The sequence below is a fragment of the Halomonas sp. KO116 genome, assembly GCF_000734975.2.
Classification (GTDB): Bacteria; Pseudomonadota; Gammaproteobacteria; order Pseudomonadales; family Halomonadaceae; genus Vreelandella; species Vreelandella glaciei.
Window position 1 is genome coordinate 4360121 of the sequence record NZ_CP011052.1, and the last position, 17667, is coordinate 4377787.

Genomic DNA, 17667 nt, shown 5'->3' on the forward strand with positions numbered 1-17667 from the left:
TGCGGGTTTCCCCGCGGGGTTGCCCTTTATTTGGGGGCCGCAGCTGACATTTCAAGGGCTTTTTTTCACACACTTTTTTCAAACTCTGTGCTGCCAGTGGCTTAATCGGCTTTTTTACTGACGACGACCATGGCCGGGCGCACTAAACGTCCGTTGAGCAAATAGCCTTTCTGCATAACGTCCATCACGGTGTTGGGATCAAGATCCGGGTTAGGCACCATGGTCATGGCCTCGTGAACTTGAGGGTCGAAGGGCTCACCATGTGGCTCAATGCTTTCTACGCCGAATTTATTGAGCACATCCAGCTGCATCTTCAAGGTCATGGAAACGCCTTCACGATGAACGTCCGAGGCACCCTCTTCCATGGTCTCTAGCGCTTTTTCCAGACTATCAACGACCGGCAGCAGCTCCTTAACAAATTTTTCAAGCGCAAACTTGCGCGCTTTTTCGGCTTCTTGCTCTGCACGACGGCGGACGTTTTGTGCTTCCGCGGCGGCTCGCAGGGCTTGATCTTTAGCGTCGGCCAAGCTCTGTTCTAACTCGCCCACTTGGGCTGCCAGCATTTCCGCTTCGGGGTTATCGACGTTGCCTTCTAACGGCTCTTCGTCATTGATCAACCCTTCCAGCTCGCCCTCCATCAAGCGCTCTTCAGCGGCTTGCTCCGCCGCCTGCTCGGCGCCATCCGCTTCTTGCTCGTGGCGGGCCAGCTCATCATCCATTGGTGTTTGCGGTTCTTTCGCCATGTTGTGCTCCTAAAAAGTAGGGCGCTGCCATCTAGGGCGACGCGCATAGAAGTAAGCCTTCAAATCCTTCGCTTTAACTAGCTAGCTTTAACTAACGATGTTGGCTATATGGGGGCCATAAATGCCATCTCAAGAGGTGCATTGAAGTGAGTTATTAACTACTGTATAAATCAACAACTATTGGATAAGTATCCAGCTTCAGTGCTGTACCGCCTCAGGAGGCGCCATGCTTACTCAGCTAGCTATTCAAGATTTCGCCATTGTCGATCACTTGGAACTCGACCTAACCGGCGGTATGACTGCGATTACCGGGGAGACCGGCGCGGGCAAATCGATTCTGTTAGGCGCTCTTGGGCTCTGCCTGGGCGAGCGTGCCGACGCCGGTAGCGTGCGCCACGGCCGCGAGCGCACGGACCTCTCCGCACGATTCGATATTCAGCACCTGCCTGCCGCCATTGAGTGGCTAACGGCCCGGGAGCTGCCGACCGAGGAGTGCTTGCTGCGCCGAGTGGTCACCGCTAATGGCCGCTCCAAAGCGTGGATCAACGGCCACCCCGCGACTATTTCAGACCTCAAATCCCTCGGCGAGCAGTTGATTCAAATTCATGGTCAGCATGCGCATCACGCCTTAATGCGTGAAGAGACCCATCTAGCGCTGCTAGATGATTACGCAGGATTAAGTAACGCCACCACTCAATTAGCCGAAACCTTCCGTGAGTGGCGCACTGCGCGCCGCCAATTGAAGAGGCTGAGTGAAGAAGGCAGTGAAGTAGAGGCTAAACGGCAGTTACTGCGTTATCAGGTTGAAGAGCTGGATCAACTTGCGTTAGCGGAGGGCGAATTAGCCACGCTAGAAGAGGAGCAGCATACCCTCGCCCATGCGGAAGAGACACTGCGCGAAACGCAGTTTGCCGCAGACTGCTGCGCCAGCGATGAAGGCGGCGCGCTCTCATTACTCAACCAGGCCTTCGCCCATCTAAGCGCCTTGCCAGGTAGCGATAAAGGCATGCTGGCGAACACGCTGTCCATGTTGAGCGATGCGCGCATTCAAGTGGAAGAGGCCTCCAGCGAGCTCAACCGACTCGCCAGCACCACTGAATTAGACCCTGAGCGTCTTGCCTGGGTGGAAGAGCGGATGACCGATGTTCATCGGATTGCGCGTAAGCATCATGTTGCCCCTGAAGAACTATGCGCCTTGCATGCCGATCTTCAGCGGGAAGTCGCGCAATTAGAAGAGGGTGGCAATGACCTGGAGGCGCTCAGTGCGCGGGTCGTTGAACTACGCGAAAGCTACCGCCAAGAAGCGAAAAAACTCAGCGAAAGCCGTCAAAAAGCCGCGCTTCGTTTAGGCAAAGAAGTACAGCAACAGCTGGGCTTTTTGGCCATGGGCAAAGCCCGCTTTGAAGTAGAGGTCACTGCGAAAGAAGCACCCTCTCCGGAAGGCTTGGATCGCGTGCAATTTTTGATCAGCGCCAACCCCGGCCAGCCCGCGCGGCCATTGACCAAAGTAGCCTCCGGCGGCGAACTATCGCGGATTAGCTTGGCGATTCAAGTGGTCGCGGCGACGCACTCAACGGTGCCTAGCCTAGTGTTTGATGAAGTGGACGTAGGTATCTCGGGCGCCACCGCAGAGATCGTTGGCCAACTGCTGCGCAAGCTAGGTGAAAATGGCCAGGTAATGACGGTGACTCACCTACCGCAAGTGGCGGCCCAGGCGCACCAGCACCTGCATATCGAGAAACAGGCGAAGCGCGACACCACGCTGACTCAGATGGCGCTGCTCGACGAGCAGGGCCGCATCAGCGAACTGGCACGCATGCTGGGCGGCGTGACGCTTTCCGACCAAACCCTCGCCCATGCCCGGGAAATGCTGCATGCAAGCCAGCGCCCGCCGCACTGAGCCGGGGGAAGCTTTAAGACGCTTTGCGCAGTAAAACAAAACGCCCTTGATGACTTGGCAAATTCGCTTTATCTCGAATTATGCCAAGTACATCAAGGGCGTTCATCTTCCCAAGCCGTGAATATTGTCTATTCACGTAGGTTATTTCTTATTCGTTGGCCCGCTGTCTTGACGCGTGACATCGGAACCACGCGGACGGACATAAAGCACTAGCGCATGATCCACTAACTCATAGCCATGCTCTTCAGCAATTTCTTGCTGACGACGCTCAATGATTTCATCAACGAACTCAATGATCTCACCGCTTTCCAGGCACACCATATGATCATGGTGATCCTCTTGGGTCATCTCAAATACTGCGTGGCCACCGTCAAAGTTATGACGAATAACCAAGCCCGCCGACTCAAATTGAGTCAGTACGCGGTACACAGTCGCTAGGCCAACATCTTCGCCCGCATCAATCAGTGTTTTGTACACTTCTTCCGCGCTAAGGTGGTGCTGACCCGAAACATTTTCGAGAATTTGAAGTATCTTGACGCGCGGCAGGGTCACTTTTAGACCGGCTTTGCGCAATTCATGGTTCTGATCGGCCATGGTCGCTCTTCGCAGTAACAGGTTAGGTCGGGTATGATCAACCGAAACCACGATAGTGAAGAATAGGCCCAAATGCAAAAATTGACTCGAATCATCACGCTTTCCGTTGCCCTTACCGTTGTTAGCGGCTGTAGTTACGTCGGCGTTTATAAGCGCGATATTCCCCAAGGCAACCTGGTCACTCAGGAGATGGTCAGCCAGCTTCAACCAGGAATGACCCAAGAGCAGGTTACTTATGTGATGGGTAGGCCGTTGCTGGAAGCGCCCTTTGACGCCAGCCAATGGGACTATGTGTTTCGTTTAGATAAGGCGTATGGCGACGTAGAACAGCGCCGCGTAACGCTCACCTTCGATCCTCAAGGACGCTTAGCGAACATTGAGCAAGAGGGCGATTTATCCAAGGCGCTGCCGTTCGAAGCCGAAAGCAGCATGGGCCCCGCAACGGAAGGCGTTGACCCCATGGATGCGCTACCTGAAGAGAGCACCCAGACGCGGCCGACATCGAACGTACAGCCCGCTCAACAGCTTTAACGCGTTTATCGCTCCTGGTCGCTCGCTTGGCGCTTAGCGCGCTCCAGGCGAGCGGCCTTGGGGTCGATTGCCAGTGGCCGGTAGACTTCTACCCGATCCCCATCGCGCAATAACTGGGTGTCGGGGTTGCGTATCGCTTTACCGAAGATACCCAGCGGTGCGTGAGCAAACGTATCGCTGGGTACATCAGGAAACAGCGTGGGCAAATCTGCCAAGGCAACGGCCTGACGCGCAGTGGTGCCCTCAGGCACGCGTAGAGCCACTATGCGCTGTTTAGATGGAAGCGCATAGGCGACCTCAACGGCCAGCGTCTCAGCGCCCATACAGCTCGTTAGCACGCTTTGTGAAGGCATCGACTAACTGGCCGGCGATTTGCTTAAAGATTTTCCCGAACGCCATACCAAGCAGGCGATTGGCGAACTCAAATTCCATTTCAAGGCTCACTTTGCAGGCACCCTCTCCCATGGGGATAAATAGCCAGCGACCTTTAAGCCGCTTGAATGGCCCTTTTACCAACGAAAGCTCAATACGCTCAGGCGCAAAAAGTTCGTTACGCGTAGTGATCGTTTGCTCGACACCGGCGCGACCCAGGGTCATTTCGCCGATCAGATGCACGTCATCGTGTTCAAGCAAACGCGCCTGACGGCAGCCTGGCAAAAACTCCGGGTAGCGTTCGAAGTCGTTAACCAGATCGAACATTTTCTGGGGGGTGTGCCGCACCAAGGCGGAACGATTGACGGTTGGCATTGACCTCTCCGCTGACTTCACAGTGCCCAAAGCGTATCATGGGGAATATTTTTCATACTCTAAATGGTATCACGCCTCCCCAAATAACGAAGGGGATGCCACTGACAGATTAATTATGAGGTTCCATGGCCACTAAGAAAGGTAAAAGTAAGGGTCCCGGTAGCAGCGTTATTGCCCAAAATAAGAAGGCACGGTTTGAGTACCATATCGATGAAACCTTCGAAGCAGGGCTATCGCTCGCTGGCTGGGAAGTGAAAAGCATGCGCGCCGGCAAAGCTCAGCTCACCGATACCTACATTTTGGTACGCAACGGCGAGGCGTTTCTGCTGGGCAGTCATGTTATGCCGCTTAACACGGCAAGCACCCATGAGATCGCCGACCCTACGCGCACCCGTAAACTGCTGCTGCATCGCAAAGAAATCGCCAAAATCTTTTCGATCACCCAGGACAAGGGTCACACCTGTGTGCCTCTCAAACTTTATTGGAAGCGCAATAAAGTGAAGTGCGAGCTGGCGCTGGTAACCGGCAAACAGCTGCATGACAAACGCGCGACAGAAAAAGATCGCGACTGGAACCGTCAAAAAGGTCGAATTATGCGGGAACATACCAAGGCATAACTGGTCAATCAGCTGTGAGCACGTTAGAATGCTCACTTGTAATAAGGGGGCGACATGGTTTCGACGCCGGTGACAACCCTTGCGGTGCATGCCGAGAGCGTGATGTATCTCGTAAATCCCACATCACGAAAAAATAGTCGCAAATGACGAAAACTACGCTCAAGGCGCGCTAGCAGCTTAAACACTGTTAGCTTCTTGTCTGGCCCCAAGGTGATGTGCCTATTCATCACTGCGGGGATATGAGCTAAAGCTGATAGGACCGCGGTTGGTGGTGTCTTCTCGCCAACCGTTAAACTTTAGAAGGCTCGCGTTGCTGAATCCTGACCGTCGGAGTCAGTCGCGCTAAACTAAATGACGGAATCTAAGCATGTAGAGCCAATAGGCGCGTGCTGGCGGACGCGGGTTCAATTCCCGCCGCCTCCACCACACAAAGGTTTCAAGAGTTCTCAAGACCTCCCAGGAAACCAGCAATGAAGCGCCTCCGGGCGCTTTTTTGTTGTCAGGAGTTTTCACCCAATACCTTGACATGCCCCCACCATAGGGGGCATATCTGGGGGCACCATGAGCCTTCACCGATGAGGTGCCCCCAATATGGCCCACGTTAGCAATAAGCTTTCAGCTACCGCCGTGCGCAGCGCCAAGCCCCAAGAGAAAACCTACCGCCTTACCGATGGTGGGGGCATGTACTTGGAAGTTACCCCAACTGGGGGCACCTACTGGCGCATGAAGTACCGTTTCCACGGCAAAGAAAAGCGCTTAGCCATTGGCGTTTACCCCGAAATCAGCCTTGCCGCTGCCAGAGAGGCCCGCGAACAAGCCCGCAAGCTGTTGGCGCAAGGTTTAGACCCCAGCACCACAAAGCGCGTTACCAAAGAGCTTGGCAAAACATCGGCGGGAAATACCTTTAAGGCCGTGGCCACAGAATGGCTAGAGCATATCCACCGTCATGAAGTGGTGCCCGACCACTACAAGCGCAACAAGTCACGCTTAACCCGTGACGCTTTTCCAGCGCTGGGCCATCGGCCTATTACTGATATAACACCGCCTGAGCTGTTGGAATGCCTGCGCAAAATTGAGAAGCGCGGCCACCTGGAAACCGCCCACCGGGTAAAAACACTGTGTGGGCAAGTGTTCCGCTACGCCATTTCTACGGGCCGCGCTGAGCGTGACCTAACTCCCGATCTGAAAGGCGCGCTGCGTACCCCTAAAACAAACCACCATGCAGCCATCACCGACCCGGCAGAGCTGCCCCCACTGCTGCATGCTATCGAAGGTTACGGCGGCATGCCCGTTACCATCGTCGCGCTCAAGCTCTCCCCGCTGGTGTTCGTTCGCCCTGGTGAGCTACGCCAAGCCAAGTGGGCAGACTTCGATTTAGAGCATGGGGAATGGGCGTTCAAGCCAAGTAAAAACGCCGATCCGCTGATAGTGCCCCTCCCCCGCCAAGCAGTTGCCATGCTGGCAGAGCTTCACCGCCTAACGGGCCGGGGTGAATACGTGTTCCCCGGTGCCCGCAGCAGCAAACGCCCAATGAGTAACGCCACGATCAAGGCCGCGCTGGATCGTATGGGCTTCAAAGGGGAAATGACCGCCCACGGCTTCCGGGCCATGGCTCGCACCATTTTGGCTGAGCGCTTAGGCTACCCAGAGCAGTACATTGAACAGCAGCTAGCCCACAAGGTGAAAGACAGCAACGGGCGCGCCTATAACCGCACCACCCACTTAGAACAGCGCCGGGAAATGTTGCAAAGCTGGGCCGACTATCTGGATGCATTAAGCGCTGGCGCAAGCAATGTGGTGCCGATCTATAAGGGAGTGGCTAGTCGTGGATGATGATTTGCTACGTAATGCCGTCGAAGCACTGACCAATATTGAGCAGCGCCTTGAAGAGCTTTATCCGGGGATTACAGAAGAGGAAGATGTATATCCAGGTTTGGAAAAGGGGTGTGCGGGCATGGCTTTGCTTTTTCATGCGCTTCGCACTGGCTGCGATTTTGATACGGCAGCTAAGCACTTACAGCAGCATTGTGAAGAGCTGGAGCGGTTACAGGAAAATGTTCACATGGCTCGCACAGAGCCACTCCGTCTTAGCTTGGAAGAGATTAGTTCAGCCAGTGACAACCATTTTCCACCGCCTCAAGTGGCCATGAATACGCTCAACCACGCTTTCACCCGCGTCACGCAAAATGAAGATGCCTACCTTGGTGAGCATGGCGGTATGAAAAAGACTGAGAAGGCTGGCAGAAAAAGGCAAAAGGCCCGAACCCGAAAACAAGGGATAGAACTTGCTGGCGCTTTTTACGCGCTACACCAACAAGACCCTAAGCAGTACCCAATAAGCGACAATGGATACTTAGCAGCAGAGCAAGCACTTAACAGCATGCAAGATAAAATAAGAACAGCAGTTAAAAACGCCAACCCGCATTTAAAGGCTGGATGGAAGTCCGGCTTCCCAGCACCACCACTTAAAAGCAGGGGGTAAGTTCCTCTAAAAACTTACCCATTACAGGAATAAAGTTTCTCGCCATCCTTCCAGCCATGCCCATAAGCAACCAAAGGAACTAAAGGCATGGCTACCCCTACCAAACCCACGTCCAACCTAATCAGATTCCCTGTTGTCCGCGAAAAAACCGGAATGAGTACAACCGGTGTTTATCGCGGCATGGAGCGCGGCGACTTCCCTAAACCTGTCCGCATTGGGCCACGCGCCGTGGCCTGGGTAGAGTCGGAAGTAGACGAGTGGATCCAGCAGCGTATTGAAGCGAGCCGCCAAGAGGGGGCCGCATAATGTTGACCGTTGCCACACCTACCCGCTATGCTCCAAGGGCTGGCGCAAAATCGTCAGTAGTAAGGGGCCTTGGCCGGTCTCAATCAAATAGGCGCAACAGCGCCCCAAATGACGGCGCTTTTTTTATGCCCGTCAGTTATGGCGGCTGTGCGTGGGACACCTTCGGGTGTGCCGGTTTCCTATTTGACCGGTCGGCCAACCCGCGTACAGTCGCCCCCACCCGATGCTTGGCCGCATCCGGGGACGACTCCAATCAAATAGGAGTCACACCCATGGCACAATTACGCCTGTCCAACCTGATTACCCGCAGTTTATCCAGCCGTGCCGACGCGCATCGCCAAATGGCGAAAGCCGCTCTATTTGCCGATTCCAGCACGCGCACCCGCCTTAAGCGTTACAACCACCACATTGAAAAAGCCCAACAGCTAGAAGCCCGCGCCCTCGAGACTGCCACGCGCAGTGCTGGCGGTGCCCTATGAACCAACACCAAATCCCCCAAGCCCACCGGGACGCCATCGCCCATATTCAAGCGCTGGCGCTGCCTGTCAGCACCCATAGCCAAGGTGGCCATTGGGTTAGTGTCGATTTTTCGGGAATGCTGCTTCAACTGAATGTAAGCATTGGCCGTCGTAGTGACCTGCACAACCCCACCGCTGTTTCTAAGACTTACAGCGTGTACCTGCCCCCTTGCCAACGCGCCCCGCATGACTCGCTTGAACAGCTTCAGGGCATTGCCCGCGAACTGGAAGCGCTGCTTCCTAAGGCGGTGCGCGCATGAGCCGCCCAAACGAAAAATTCATAAAGCAACTGGCTGAGATTCGCGACATTGCCCAAGCCCATGAACGTTTAGCCGAAATCATGGGGGATGTTAATTACATGGGGCAAGGCACTACGGAACAGCAAGCAGAGGCTTGGTCGGTAGCGTTCCGGTGCATGGGCAAACGTGCTGCTGATATGGCTCAAGACCTGCTAGAGCAAAGTATCGAAGGTGACGACGATAAGCAGGAAGGGGGCCACATTGCTGACTAACACCCATGAAAAAGCCCAGCGCAATGGCTGGGCCTTCTCCGCGCCGCCTTCCACAGCAAACGCTAAACCTGAGAATAGCACACGGTATGGGGCGCGCCTATGCCGTGTGGATCGTGTGCAACCGTTAACGGTCATTGCTGACGCTAAGAACCTAAGCCCGGTAAGCGGCAAGGGGGCAGCGTGAGTAGCCCCGTACTAAAAAAGCGCCCGTTGTTAGCGGCGCTGGCTGACGCGTCCATGCCCGACATTATCAAAGCCCGTAATGCACTGGCTGAGGCCCAGCTAGATTGCGGGCCGTGGAAATGCCACAACGATGAACAGGCGCTAATCGACCACGCCAACGCCCAAGCCCGCGCCGTTGAAATAGACGCCGCGCAGCTTGGCCCAGAGAAAGCGCTGGCGCTGGCGCTGCACCGGGTGAAGGCTCACCAAGTAAACCCACCGATGGGCTTTACCCATAGTGGAATGCTTGCCCGCGTTACTTGCCCTTACTGGTGGCGTCGTCGGCTTCGTCGCCTAACGAACCGCCGCCTTGAGCAACGCCAGCGACTGCTAGGCCGAACTCATAAGAAGGCGGGGATTTACATTAGCGACGAAGGCTACCGCCGCCATACTGACCAAGCCACTAAGAACGCCCGCTTACTTGAAGGGCTTGTAGCGATTAATCAAGACGGCGATGAATACACGCTATCTGAACTGGCAGAGCTTGGCCTGGCTAACCCAAAGAACCGTTATACAGAGTTGATGGTGCGTATCAGTGGCCTTGAACACTGGGGAGTAAAGCAGGGCTTAACGTCTTCCATGTGGACGATTACGCTTCATTCAGCTAAGCACCCTATGCGCCATAACGGCAGCCCCAACCCTAAATATGATGGCGCAACCCCGCGTGAAGGTCAGGCATGTTTGCAAAAGCAGTGGTCGAAAACCCGCGCCGCTTGGGATCGTGCGGGCCTTCGCGTGTATGGCCTTCGTATCGTAGAACCCCACCACGATGGCACGCCCCATTGGCATATTCTGGTATGGATGCGCCCGGAAGATGAAGCGCAAGTAACGGCCATCATGCGCCGCTATGCCCTTGAGCATTGCCCGGAAGAGGTCGCCCACAACCCAAGCATTCGTTTCAAGTCGGTCAGGATCGACCCAAGCAAAGGCAGCGCCACAGGTTACGTGGTCAAGTACGTGTGCAAGAACGTCAACGGTGAACAGCACACAAGGAAGAACGTTGATGGTGATGATCTCGATTTATACGGCGAGCCGTTAGCAACCAGTGTTCCCCGTGTTGAGGCATGGTCGCGCTGCTGGGGTATTCGCCAGTTTCAATTCTTTGGTGAACCAACCATAGCCGTATGGCGGCAACTGCGCAGCACCGATGAAGAGCGCCTAGCCGATTGGGAAGCGGCCACACACCCAGAGCCAGAGGCCGCCGCTATTCTGCATGACGCCCGCAAGGTGGCCATTGCTGGCGACTACTACAAATATCTTTGCCTAATGGGTGGGCCAATGCAGCCCCGCGATGCTGCACCTATTCGCCCATGGCGGGTAGTACGTCAAACGACCGACATAGCGAACTGTGACCGGATGACCGGGGAGTGGACAAGCGACACGCTAGGCCACTATGGGGAGCCTATGGTTAGCACCTGGGGCTTGGTCGTTAATAGCCAAGTAGGCCAAGCGGAATACCTTACCCGGTATTACCGCTGGACGATTGAGCGCAAGGGTGAAGCTGACGCCATGGACTTTAAGCGCGTCACTGAAACAGCCACGCCGCTGAACTTGGTTGGTGTTGGGGTAGATTCTCAGCGCGTAGGCGAAGCTGCAGCGCCTCGGATTTTTATCACTAATTGTACGGACGCCGATGCAGTCACCCCATTAGATGGGTGTGAGCAGCTATCAATCGCGCCTGTTATCGAGCATGACCGATACATGAGCAGAGAGAGGCAGAAGCGGAACGACTGCATCAGGCAGGAAAACGCTATTCCACTGGAAGCTTACCGCATTACGTCCATTAAGCGCCGCCTTGAGATTGAAGAGCGTGAGCGCTTGCGGGCCACTATCCAGGAAGGTCGTGAACTGATTATTGGCTGGCTGGCGCGTGGTGAGCTGTCGCCCGCTGATATTCCACCGGGAGCCATTGCATGAACGGTGAAGCCCTACTTGCCCGCATTGCCCAACTGCAAGCCACTGCTGGCGCTGCCCGCTCACAAGGCCAGCCCGGTGCCCAAGCCAAGCAACATCAACGGCGGGCAACCGTGACCACCCGCATCGAGCCATGGCTGGCGCTGATAGAGAAGCGGTGCGGCCTGCTGGCTGAGGATCGTCGGTTTATTCGCCTGAGGCTGGCCACTCAACAGCACAGTGAAGCAATGCGACTTGCCGAAGGGTATAGCGCCGCCTGGGAACAGGCAGCCAGGGAAGAACAGCGCGCCCACGTAAAGAACAACGCAGGCCGTCAAGCGGCTAACCGTTGGCTAAAACGGCAGCTTGAGCAATGAGCGCGCTGCCAATGTGGTTAACCGTGTTCATGTTCACGGATATAGGTTTTAAGCGCCTGATCAATACGACGCTGCCAGCCTTCACCCTCTGCCTTGAAATGCTCTATTACTTCGGGAGAAAGGCGTATTGACGTTTTAACCTTAGTGGGGGCTTGCTGGCGCCCACGCTTACCAATCGTTCTTTGCAGGGCAACGGGCAGCACGTCAGCCATGGGGCGCATTTGTTTTACGTCCGCGTCTGTCAGTTCCCTTACTTCGCCGTCTTTATTCGTGAGTCGCGTTTTCATAGCTCCGCACCTCCCGTGCGTTGGCTTTCCTGAGACTGATAACCCGAATGCCATCGGTGATAGGCGTAAAGCACACCACGTGCACCCTTTCCCCTATCTTCCCCAAACCAATGAAGCGCCGTTCTGGGTAGTCATTGCGGGTATCTTCCGAAAATACAGCCCCATCCCAATCAAAGCACTCTGCCGCCGTGAAAGGAAGGCCGCGCTCCTGTTCGTTCCGGGCGCTTTTGTTTGGGTCATAGTCGATGATCATAGTCTTTATTGTATGGACAAAAAGCTAAGCCCGCCAGTTCCCCGAGATAAAAACCTAGGTTCTTCTAGCGGCCAACACCCTGAGCCACGGGGGCAAGCAGCCCCGGATTTCGGGAAATTTTCGGCTATCCAGCGTGTACCACCGCAGGTGGGCAGTATCCGCGTAGCGATGCGGCTTATCACCTGTACGACCTGTACTCCGCACCCAGCTTACCCAGCCAAAGCATGTACAGGTGGTATTAGAAGAAATGCACACCTCAACGCCGCGCCACTCAACAACAAAGGCCCGCGCTTAGCGCCGCCGGGAGGTGACGCCATGCGATAGCCCAGCGCTAAAGAAAAGGCCCAATAAGGCCCGATTAACGGCAAATAAAAGTGATACGAAAATGAAGAAACGCGGTTCCCAGATTTACCCAACGCAAAAGCGCCGCGCCGAGTTGGCGCGGATGCTCAACGAAATGGCCAGCGCTGGCGACGTTAACGCCGCTGGCTGGCTGCTGCTGTTATCTGAGATTAAACAACCCAAATGTGAGGCAACCCAATGCACAACGATTTAACTACCTGGAAAACATGGCTTGAACAACACCAACAAGCCCAAAAGGCGGTAAGCACCGCCACTGTCAAAGCGTCAGAAGCACGGCATCAAATGGAGACTGCTGAACGGCACCTCACATATTTAACCCGGCAAGATCGGCCATACGACCTAACCGTTGCCGACCCTGCTACCCCTGAGCAGGTTCAAAAGGTGATGGAGCACCTAGCTAAAAAGTTGGAGCGCAGCGCTACACAGCGTGATGACCCAAGCCGCCTAGAGTTGCAACGCGCCTGGAACGATCTTAAGCATACGCGCAGCCGCTTTGAGGAAGCCCAAGCCGTTTATGCTGAATGCGGTGAAGCACAAGCGCAGGCAGAAAAGGAACTGGCCACCGCCCTAAAAGCAAGGCCAGAGGCTTCGCCACAGGCGTTGGAAGCGGTAAATCAGGTAATGAATGCTCACCAGCAGCGTATTGATAAGATCACGGGAACAGTTGCGGCAATGAAAGATAGCGACAGCATCGCCGCCGATCTGGAAGCTCAAGCGCGCAGCGCTGCCGAAGAGGTAGAACGCCTTGAAGCAAGCGCCTTGCTAGGCGAGGTAGACGAAGCCGCCAAGGGGCAGGCCACCACCACGCTAGCGAAAGCCCGTAAGGCTGCTGAGAAGGCAGCCGAACAGGCAGAGAAGCAAGCTAGCGCCCGCCGTGGCCTGGAAAAGATGCGCAACGACCTTCAAGCCGAACTGACCGAGCTAGAAAGCCTGCAAAGTGGCGTAGGCTATGAGGTAGGTAAAGCCGCCATAGCAAAAGCAGAGCGCGACCTGCTGGAAGCTATCGAGGTGGCTGGGTTGCAAGATCGTGTGACAGCGATTAATGCCGCTCGTAATGAAGCCAACCTCTACGCGCCAGAGGGCACCGCATACAGCGACGCTCACATTGAACTGAAGCTTTCACAGTTCTACACGATGGAAGCGCCTGAACAGCTTGAATACTAACCAGTAGGCCGCTTACATAAGCCGTGAAGGGTAGCCAGCTTCACGGCTTTTTTGTGGCTGCCGATGGCGCTCCGATATGCCGGAAAATGAAAAAGGTACTCCCCCATCTACCCCGGTAGTACGGGGCCAAACAGTCCCGAAATTCGCCTATGCACGGCAAATTTCCGGGGTTGGTTGTTGTTTTATTCTCACGCCATCAAGCCGACGCTGGCACCATGCCCGGTATGCTGTGGCCACCGTCTCATAAATTCCCCATTCAATTCGCTATCACGCTGTTTTAGATGGCCTTTTGTCAGGATGCCGCGAAGCCGAAAGGGTGCCCGCCATCCGCTAAGGTGGCCACTAAATCACCCCGGCCATAGGCACGCGATACAACAACCCAACACAACCAAACGGCGCAATCTGGCCATGCCCGGGGCGCTGCTGGCGTTATGGTGAATTTGTCACGCTATGATGAAGGCAATTAGTCGGCTGGCGCACTTCACTACCTGGGGGATGGGGCGAAGCCCCATGAAGCGAAGCGGTAACAGACAGGGCAACAAAGCAGCGGCGGCTTGTTGGCCAGCCGTCATACGCTAAGCCCAAAGCTCCACAGCCCCTTTATTGCCAAACAGGGTTTTAATAAATGGCACTTGCTGGCTAGCGGTCTGAAAATTTAATTACCCTCATATCTCCACCTGAGTTCAAAGCACGGGTTAGATCGAGTAGCGGCATAAAAGAGGGGGCATAATTGGGGGCATTTTTTAAATCATATTATTTTATTTTCAATATAAACAAATGCTTAAATCTACTTTAAACGGGACGCCGCCTACCACCTTACTATACAAATCAAGCACCTACGGGTGCTTTTTTTGTGTCTGTGGGCTGAGAAGGGCCTGTTTAGGCATGGCGTGGTCAGCTTTTTTCCTACTATCACGCCGGATTTATCAGCTCGCCACCCTGCCCTTCCGCCGACTTGTTGACCTTCGTACTCACAGGCCAATGCTCGATCAATTCAGCATCGATACTGCGAATGGTCTCCCGATCCGTGATGTCAGGTGCTAGCCAGTGCTTGAGGCTGTCGTCATCTAAAATCAGCGGCATACGATCATGCACCTCGGCAGCACTACCCCGCCTGGGCTCGGTGACGATCGCACCTTCCATGCTTCCATCGTCACATGCAGCGAATATCCTAGCGAAGAACAGCGGCTCTTTATCAATACGGGCCAGAAAATGAGGCTGCTTGGGCTTCGAATTCTTGATCCATTCATACCAGCCATCAGCCGGAATCAAACACCGGTACCGAGCGAACGCCGATTTGAAATAAGCGTTGATGGCCACGGTCTCAACTCTCGCATTGATCGGCTGGTTGCCTGTGCTCCTGGCCCACTTAGGCAGATACCCCACCACATTTACGATAGGCGCCTTGCTCTCTGGCAGCTGATGAATAGCCGCGATCCAGGTACCAGGTGCCACGTTGTAGCGCGCCCGCAAATTGCTATCAGGCACACTTGCAACGACCAAGTTGGCCAAGTGATCTAACGGGCTGAATAATGCGAATCGTCCACACATGAGCAAAGCATAATCGATATAACGTTCTTCGCAGCCACCCTTTCATATCAGCGCTTGCAGTCAACGATGCTCATCGCTTATCGTCTGCCCTAAAACTGTATATATAACCAGAACTTAAGGAGCGCTTATGTCTAAATCCTACGAGCAGTTAGTCAAAAGCGTGCAGAAAGAGATCGGTAGCCCTGGGGCGCAGTCAAATCAGTGTGTCGAGATCCGCCAGCGGGATGATGATAGCGCTGATGACTGGGCGCGCATGCTGGAAGACCTGGGTACCGTTGAGAACGGGATCATGATCCCGCTGGATGACACTGCAGAACACATACGCTTGCTTTGCAACCCTGAGGAGAGCATGGCATGAGTATACACCTCTCGATCCTCGGGCGCGTTGATACCACCGCCCCACGGCTTAAGTTGCCCCTTGCCGGTGGTGGAGTGCGCACAGGTTTTCCTAGCCCTGCGGAGGACTACTTAGAAGCTGAGTTGGATCTTGTTGCCCATTTGTTACAACACCCCAGCGCGACGTACTACTTCAGGGCAAAGGGCACTTCAATGACAGGCGCGGGTATCTATGATGGCGAGCTCACCTGTAAGAAACTGGATTCGATCGGCAACCGACCTTACCTCTTTGCCGCTACCCCTGAGTTTCGGCCAATGCCACTAGAGGGACGCGAGTGCCAGGTGTGGGGCGTGGTCACGCACAATATTCACTCATTAGCCCCAGGGTTCTCGGTATGATCGCCCTGGTCGACTGTAATAATTTCTACGTCAGCTGCGAACGCGTTTTTAACCCTAAGCTGGAAGGCCGCCCGATAGGCGTGATGTCGAATAACGATGGTTGCGTGGTCACTCGATCAGCCGAAATAAAACAGCTTGGCGTGGCGATGGGCATGTTAGCGCATCAGATAGATCCCCATATCCGCCGCCAGTGCATTCTGCTGAGCTCCAACTACGCGCTTTAAGGCGACATGAGTCGCCGCGTCGCTGACGTTCTCAGCCAGCACACACCGCACGTTGACGTTTACTCGATCGACGAATCCTTCCTGAGCTTTGAGGGCTTCGAGCCTGAAACGCTGACAGAGCGATGCCAATCAATGCGGCACCAGGTTAAGCGCGATACAGGAATACCTGTTAGCGTCGGGCTGAGCACATCTAAAACGCTGGCGAAGATAGCTAATCATAGAGCCAAGAAAGAAAGTCAATTTAACGGCGTGGCCATCATGCATCCTGATAGCGACGACACTCGCGCTTTCCTAGAGCAGTTGCCAGTTACAGAGATATGGGGCGTAGCTGGCCGCAGCGCCGCACGACTGCGCACGCTGGACATTGAAAACGCATGGCAACTAGGTGAGTCATCGCCCAAGCATCGTAGGAAACATTTCAGCGTCGTGATGGAACGGATCGTCTGGGAATTGCGGGGCGTGGACTGTATCCACCTGGACGACATGACCCAGCCCAAAAAGCAAATAATGGTCAGTCGGAGCTTTGGGCGCCTCACTAACAACAAAGCGGATCTTCACGAAGCCATCCGCGTGCACACCTCACTCGCCGGTGAAAAGTTACGCAAGCAGTCGGGTCTAGCCCAGGCAGTCATAGTGTTTGTGCGCACGAATAGATTCAGGCAGGATCTTCCCAACTACAGTAGAAGTCTAGTGATACCGCTGCCCTACCCCACTGACGACAGCCGTGAGCTAGTCTGTGCAGCCATCGCAGGGCTGGAGAAAATATTCAAACCGGACATCATGTATCAAAAATACGGCGTGATGCTGATGGATCTCTGCGACCACGACAATGAACAGTTGGGCCTGCTGGCTGAGCCAGTGAGTGATGAGAAACGGGCCAAAAATGAAAAGCTAATGGCCACGCTGGACAAGCTGAACCGCGAGCACGGTAAAAACACCGTGAGACTGGGGATGTCGAGGAAGATCAATGCTTGGGAATTGAGTTGCGAGCACCGGACGCCTAGGTATACTGCGAGGTGGGATGAGTTACCATTTGCAAGCTCGTAAGCTTTTAGCGAGGGCCTTAGCGTAATGTATTTATATTTAACAAAAAAAGAATGGATAGAGCCATGGTTGAATGGTGGAGAGATACCAATCAACTTAGCCAGCACATACAGAAAAATGGAACGAAATGGAATATTCACTCCAGATGAAAATTTGATCTATGAGGCAACTCACCCATACTCAGTGCTTCAAGGTGTCATTGCTTTGGAAGATGTTCGAGGTATAACTCTTACAAATGTCAATATTAACGGCTACCAGATTAACCACATGTACATTAAAGAAAGAAGAGAAGAAGACGGACTAATTCTAAGCTTTTGCAATCATTTTTCAGAAAGAACAGCACACAGGCTTGAAAAAGAAGCTGCAATTGAGATTATTGACATTGACAAACTAATTAAATCCATCAACCGACAGACAAAAACAAAATGTAAAAGAGGAAACTGTGAATATACATTAGGACACAACAGAAATCATTTTCTAAAAAGCTATCGAGATGCTTGGCAAGATGAGCATAGGCTGTTCTGGAATCATCCAGAGAGCATCAATGCACAGATACCTAGAGGTATTGGAACTATAAAATGGCTAAATCAATAATTTAGTTTCCC

25 protein-coding genes, 1 other RNA gene and 1 pseudogene are annotated in these 17667 nt (G+C 54.2%); 20 read left to right on the forward strand and 7 right to left on the reverse strand.

The features are described from left to right. Positions 1-101: 101 nt before the first annotated feature. Entirely contained in the window at positions 102-743 is a 642-nt protein-coding gene (grpE, locus tag KO116_RS19935; protein WP_035562667.1) for a nucleotide exchange factor GrpE, read from the reverse strand. A gap of 226 nt (positions 744-969) precedes the next feature. On the opposite strand from grpE, the gene recN reads away from it, so the two are divergent. Continuing rightward, the gene (gene recN, locus KO116_RS19940; RefSeq protein ID WP_035562664.1) at positions 970-2643 is read left to right on the forward strand and encodes a DNA repair protein RecN; all 1674 of its coding nucleotides are present in this window, start codon (positions 970-972) and stop codon (positions 2641-2643) included. A 141-nt stretch (positions 2644-2784) separates the two neighbouring features. Here recN and fur read toward each other — a convergent pair whose 3' ends face one another. Next, positions 2785-3237, reverse strand: coding sequence for a ferric iron uptake transcriptional regulator (fur, locus tag KO116_RS19945; protein WP_007111850.1), 453 nt, complete (start codon positions 3235-3237; stop codon positions 2785-2787). A gap of 72 nt (positions 3238-3309) precedes the next feature. Between fur and bamE the strand changes: the two genes are divergently transcribed. Beyond that, positions 3310-3768, forward strand: a complete 459-nt coding sequence (bamE, locus tag KO116_RS19950; RefSeq protein WP_035562661.1) for an outer membrane protein assembly factor BamE — start codon at positions 3310-3312, stop codon at positions 3766-3768. A 5-nt stretch (positions 3769-3773) separates the two neighbouring features. On the opposite strand, the gene KO116_RS19955 is transcribed toward bamE, so the two are convergent. Continuing rightward, positions 3774-4091 (reverse strand): RnfH family protein, encoded by a 318-nt coding sequence (locus tag KO116_RS19955; RefSeq protein ID WP_035562659.1) that lies wholly within the window; start codon positions 4089-4091, stop codon positions 3774-3776. Further along, complete coding sequence (locus tag KO116_RS19960; RefSeq protein WP_035562656.1) at positions 4081-4515, reverse strand: type II toxin-antitoxin system RatA family toxin; 435 nt, start codon at positions 4513-4515, stop codon at positions 4081-4083. Before KO116_RS19960 ends, KO116_RS19955 begins: the two co-directional genes overlap by 11 nt. 125 nt (positions 4516-4640) lie before the next feature. Here KO116_RS19960 and smpB point away from each other — a divergent pair, with 125 nt between their 5' ends. The 11 genes from smpB to KO116_RS20010 all read left to right on the forward strand — a co-directional run bounded on the left by smpB (position 4641) and on the right by KO116_RS20010 (position 11441). Next, positions 4641-5132, forward strand: coding sequence for an SsrA-binding protein SmpB (smpB, locus tag KO116_RS19965; RefSeq protein ID WP_035562653.1), 492 nt, complete (start codon positions 4641-4643; stop codon positions 5130-5132). Between the two features lie 45 nt (positions 5133-5177). Beyond that, positions 5178-5558: a transfer-messenger RNA gene (gene ssrA, locus KO116_RS24820) on the forward strand. Between the two features lie 165 nt (positions 5559-5723). After that, positions 5724-6965, forward strand: a complete 1242-nt coding sequence (locus KO116_RS19970) for a tyrosine-type recombinase/integrase (RefSeq protein ID WP_035562650.1) — start codon at positions 5724-5726, stop codon at positions 6963-6965. Further along, positions 6958-7614, forward strand: a complete 657-nt coding sequence (locus KO116_RS19975) for a hypothetical protein (RefSeq protein WP_035562647.1) — start codon at positions 6958-6960, stop codon at positions 7612-7614. Before KO116_RS19970 ends, KO116_RS19975 begins: the two co-directional genes overlap by 8 nt. An 87-nt stretch (positions 7615-7701) precedes the next feature. Next, a complete protein-coding gene (locus KO116_RS19980; RefSeq protein WP_035562644.1) occupies positions 7702-7920 on the forward strand; it encodes a helix-turn-helix transcriptional regulator in 219 nt (72 codons plus the stop codon). Positions 7921-8192: 272 nt separating this feature from the next. Further along, entirely contained in the window at positions 8193-8399 is a 207-nt protein-coding gene (locus KO116_RS19985) for a hypothetical protein (protein ID WP_035562641.1), read from the forward strand. Continuing rightward, positions 8396-8698, forward strand: a complete 303-nt coding sequence (locus tag KO116_RS19990) for a hypothetical protein (protein WP_035562637.1) — start codon at positions 8396-8398, stop codon at positions 8696-8698. The genes KO116_RS19985 and KO116_RS19990 overlap by 4 nt, the downstream gene beginning before the upstream one ends. Beyond that, positions 8695-8949, forward strand: a complete 255-nt coding sequence (locus KO116_RS19995) for a hypothetical protein (protein ID WP_035562634.1) — start codon at positions 8695-8697, stop codon at positions 8947-8949. Before KO116_RS19990 ends, KO116_RS19995 begins: the two co-directional genes overlap by 4 nt. After that, complete coding sequence (locus tag KO116_RS20000) at positions 8939-9133, forward strand: hypothetical protein (RefSeq protein ID WP_035562630.1); 195 nt, start codon at positions 8939-8941, stop codon at positions 9131-9133. Before KO116_RS19995 ends, KO116_RS20000 begins: the two co-directional genes overlap by 11 nt. Then, a complete protein-coding gene (locus tag KO116_RS24230) occupies positions 9130-11088 on the forward strand; it encodes a replication endonuclease (protein ID WP_052703810.1) in 1959 nt (652 codons plus the stop codon). The genes KO116_RS20000 and KO116_RS24230 overlap by 4 nt, the downstream gene beginning before the upstream one ends. After that, entirely contained in the window at positions 11085-11441 is a 357-nt protein-coding gene (locus KO116_RS20010) for a hypothetical protein (protein WP_035562627.1), read from the forward strand. The genes KO116_RS24230 and KO116_RS20010 overlap by 4 nt, the downstream gene beginning before the upstream one ends. Positions 11442-11458: 17 nt before the next feature. Here the strand turns inward: KO116_RS20010 and KO116_RS20015 are convergent, their stop codons facing one another. Further along, complete coding sequence (locus tag KO116_RS20015; RefSeq protein WP_035562624.1) at positions 11459-11728, reverse strand: BrnA antitoxin family protein; 270 nt, start codon at positions 11726-11728, stop codon at positions 11459-11461. Further along, positions 11706-11981 (reverse strand): BrnT family toxin, encoded by a 276-nt coding sequence (locus tag KO116_RS20020; RefSeq protein ID WP_035562621.1) that lies wholly within the window; start codon positions 11979-11981, stop codon positions 11706-11708. Before KO116_RS20020 ends, KO116_RS20015 begins: the two co-directional genes overlap by 23 nt. A gap of 385 nt (positions 11982-12366) precedes the next feature. Here KO116_RS20020 and KO116_RS25340 point away from each other — a divergent pair, with 385 nt between their 5' ends. Together KO116_RS25340 and KO116_RS20025 are read left to right on the forward strand one after the other, a co-directional pair. Beyond that, entirely contained in the window at positions 12367-12537 is a 171-nt protein-coding gene (locus KO116_RS25340; protein ID WP_158414223.1) for a hypothetical protein, read from the forward strand. After that, positions 12522-13508: a hypothetical protein gene (locus KO116_RS20025; protein WP_035562620.1), complete on the forward strand. Its 987-nt coding sequence runs from the start codon at positions 12522-12524 to the stop codon at positions 13506-13508. The genes KO116_RS25340 and KO116_RS20025 overlap by 16 nt, the downstream gene beginning before the upstream one ends. Before the next feature lie 912 nt (positions 13509-14420). Here KO116_RS20025 and KO116_RS20030 read toward each other — a convergent pair. After that, entirely contained in the window at positions 14421-15059 is a 639-nt protein-coding gene (locus KO116_RS20030; RefSeq protein ID WP_035562617.1) for an SOS response-associated peptidase, read from the reverse strand. Positions 15060-15186: 127 nt separating this feature from the next. Here KO116_RS20030 and KO116_RS20035 point away from each other — a divergent pair, with 127 nt between their 5' ends. The 5 genes and pseudogenes from KO116_RS20035 to KO116_RS20050 all read left to right on the forward strand — a co-directional run bounded on the left by KO116_RS20035 (position 15187) and on the right by KO116_RS20050 (position 17656). Beyond that, entirely contained in the window at positions 15187-15417 is a 231-nt protein-coding gene (locus KO116_RS20035; RefSeq protein ID WP_035562615.1) for a DUF1654 domain-containing protein, read from the forward strand. Further along, positions 15414-15794, forward strand: a complete 381-nt coding sequence (locus KO116_RS20040) for a LexA family protein (RefSeq protein WP_035562613.1) — start codon at positions 15414-15416, stop codon at positions 15792-15794. Before KO116_RS20035 ends, KO116_RS20040 begins: the two co-directional genes overlap by 4 nt. Then, positions 15791-16804, forward strand: a pseudogene (locus KO116_RS20045) (Y-family DNA polymerase); the annotation flags it as partial. The gene KO116_RS20040 and the pseudogene KO116_RS20045, both read left to right, overlap by 4 nt. A gap of 108 nt (positions 16805-16912) precedes the next feature. Continuing rightward, entirely contained in the window at positions 16913-17065 is a 153-nt protein-coding gene (locus tag KO116_RS25945) for a DUF4113 domain-containing protein (protein WP_235272573.1), read from the forward strand. Positions 17066-17089: 24 nt separating this feature from the next. Next, positions 17090-17656: a hypothetical protein gene (locus KO116_RS20050; protein WP_035562610.1), complete on the forward strand. Its 567-nt coding sequence runs from the start codon at positions 17090-17092 to the stop codon at positions 17654-17656. Positions 17657-17667: the final 11 nt, after the last annotated feature.

What these genes read in the sequence shown, in the direction of transcription:
- KO116_RS20050 (WP_035562610.1), top strand. Translation starts at nt 17,090, where the DNA reads ATGTATTTATATTTAACAAAAAAAGAATGGATAGAGCCATGGTTGAAT.
- KO116_RS19970 (WP_035562650.1), top strand. Translation starts at nt 5,724, where the DNA reads ATGGCCCACGTTAGCAATAAGCTTTCAGCTACCGCCGTGCGCAGCGCC.
- KO116_RS19985 (WP_035562641.1), top strand. Translation starts at nt 8,193, where the DNA reads ATGGCACAATTACGCCTGTCCAACCTGATTACCCGCAGTTTATCCAGC.
- KO116_RS19990 (WP_035562637.1), top strand. Translation starts at nt 8,396, where the DNA reads ATGAACCAACACCAAATCCCCCAAGCCCACCGGGACGCCATCGCCCAT.
- KO116_RS19995 (WP_035562634.1), top strand. Translation starts at nt 8,695, where the DNA reads ATGAGCCGCCCAAACGAAAAATTCATAAAGCAACTGGCTGAGATTCGC.
- bamE (WP_035562661.1), top strand. Translation starts at nt 3,310, where the DNA reads ATGCAAAAATTGACTCGAATCATCACGCTTTCCGTTGCCCTTACCGTT.
- KO116_RS20030 (WP_035562617.1), bottom strand. Translation starts at nt 15,059, where the DNA reads ATGTGTGGACGATTCGCATTATTCAGCCCGTTAGATCACTTGGCCAAC.
- KO116_RS25945 (WP_235272573.1), top strand. Translation starts at nt 16,913, where the DNA reads ATGGCCACGCTGGACAAGCTGAACCGCGAGCACGGTAAAAACACCGTG.
- KO116_RS25340 (WP_158414223.1), top strand. Translation starts at nt 12,367, where the DNA reads ATGAAGAAACGCGGTTCCCAGATTTACCCAACGCAAAAGCGCCGCGCC.
- grpE (WP_035562667.1), bottom strand. Translation starts at nt 743, where the DNA reads ATGGCGAAAGAACCGCAAACACCAATGGATGATGAGCTGGCCCGCCAC.
- KO116_RS20015 (WP_035562624.1), bottom strand. Translation starts at nt 11,728, where the DNA reads ATGAAAACGCGACTCACGAATAAAGACGGCGAAGTAAGGGAACTGACA.
- KO116_RS20035 (WP_035562615.1), top strand. Translation starts at nt 15,187, where the DNA reads ATGTCTAAATCCTACGAGCAGTTAGTCAAAAGCGTGCAGAAAGAGATC.
- smpB (WP_035562653.1), top strand. Translation starts at nt 4,641, where the DNA reads ATGGCCACTAAGAAAGGTAAAAGTAAGGGTCCCGGTAGCAGCGTTATT.
- KO116_RS19955 (WP_035562659.1), bottom strand. Translation starts at nt 4,091, where the DNA reads ATGGGCGCTGAGACGCTGGCCGTTGAGGTCGCCTATGCGCTTCCATCT.
- KO116_RS19980 (WP_035562644.1), top strand. Translation starts at nt 7,702, where the DNA reads ATGGCTACCCCTACCAAACCCACGTCCAACCTAATCAGATTCCCTGTT.
- recN (WP_035562664.1), top strand. Translation starts at nt 970, where the DNA reads ATGCTTACTCAGCTAGCTATTCAAGATTTCGCCATTGTCGATCACTTG.
- KO116_RS20010 (WP_035562627.1), top strand. Translation starts at nt 11,085, where the DNA reads ATGAACGGTGAAGCCCTACTTGCCCGCATTGCCCAACTGCAAGCCACT.
- KO116_RS20020 (WP_035562621.1), bottom strand. Translation starts at nt 11,981, where the DNA reads ATGATCATCGACTATGACCCAAACAAAAGCGCCCGGAACGAACAGGAG.
- KO116_RS20025 (WP_035562620.1), top strand. Translation starts at nt 12,522, where the DNA reads ATGCACAACGATTTAACTACCTGGAAAACATGGCTTGAACAACACCAA.
- KO116_RS19960 (WP_035562656.1), bottom strand. Translation starts at nt 4,515, where the DNA reads ATGCCAACCGTCAATCGTTCCGCCTTGGTGCGGCACACCCCCCAGAAA.
- fur (WP_007111850.1), bottom strand. Translation starts at nt 3,237, where the DNA reads ATGGCCGATCAGAACCATGAATTGCGCAAAGCCGGTCTAAAAGTGACC.
- KO116_RS20040 (WP_035562613.1), top strand. Translation starts at nt 15,414, where the DNA reads ATGAGTATACACCTCTCGATCCTCGGGCGCGTTGATACCACCGCCCCA.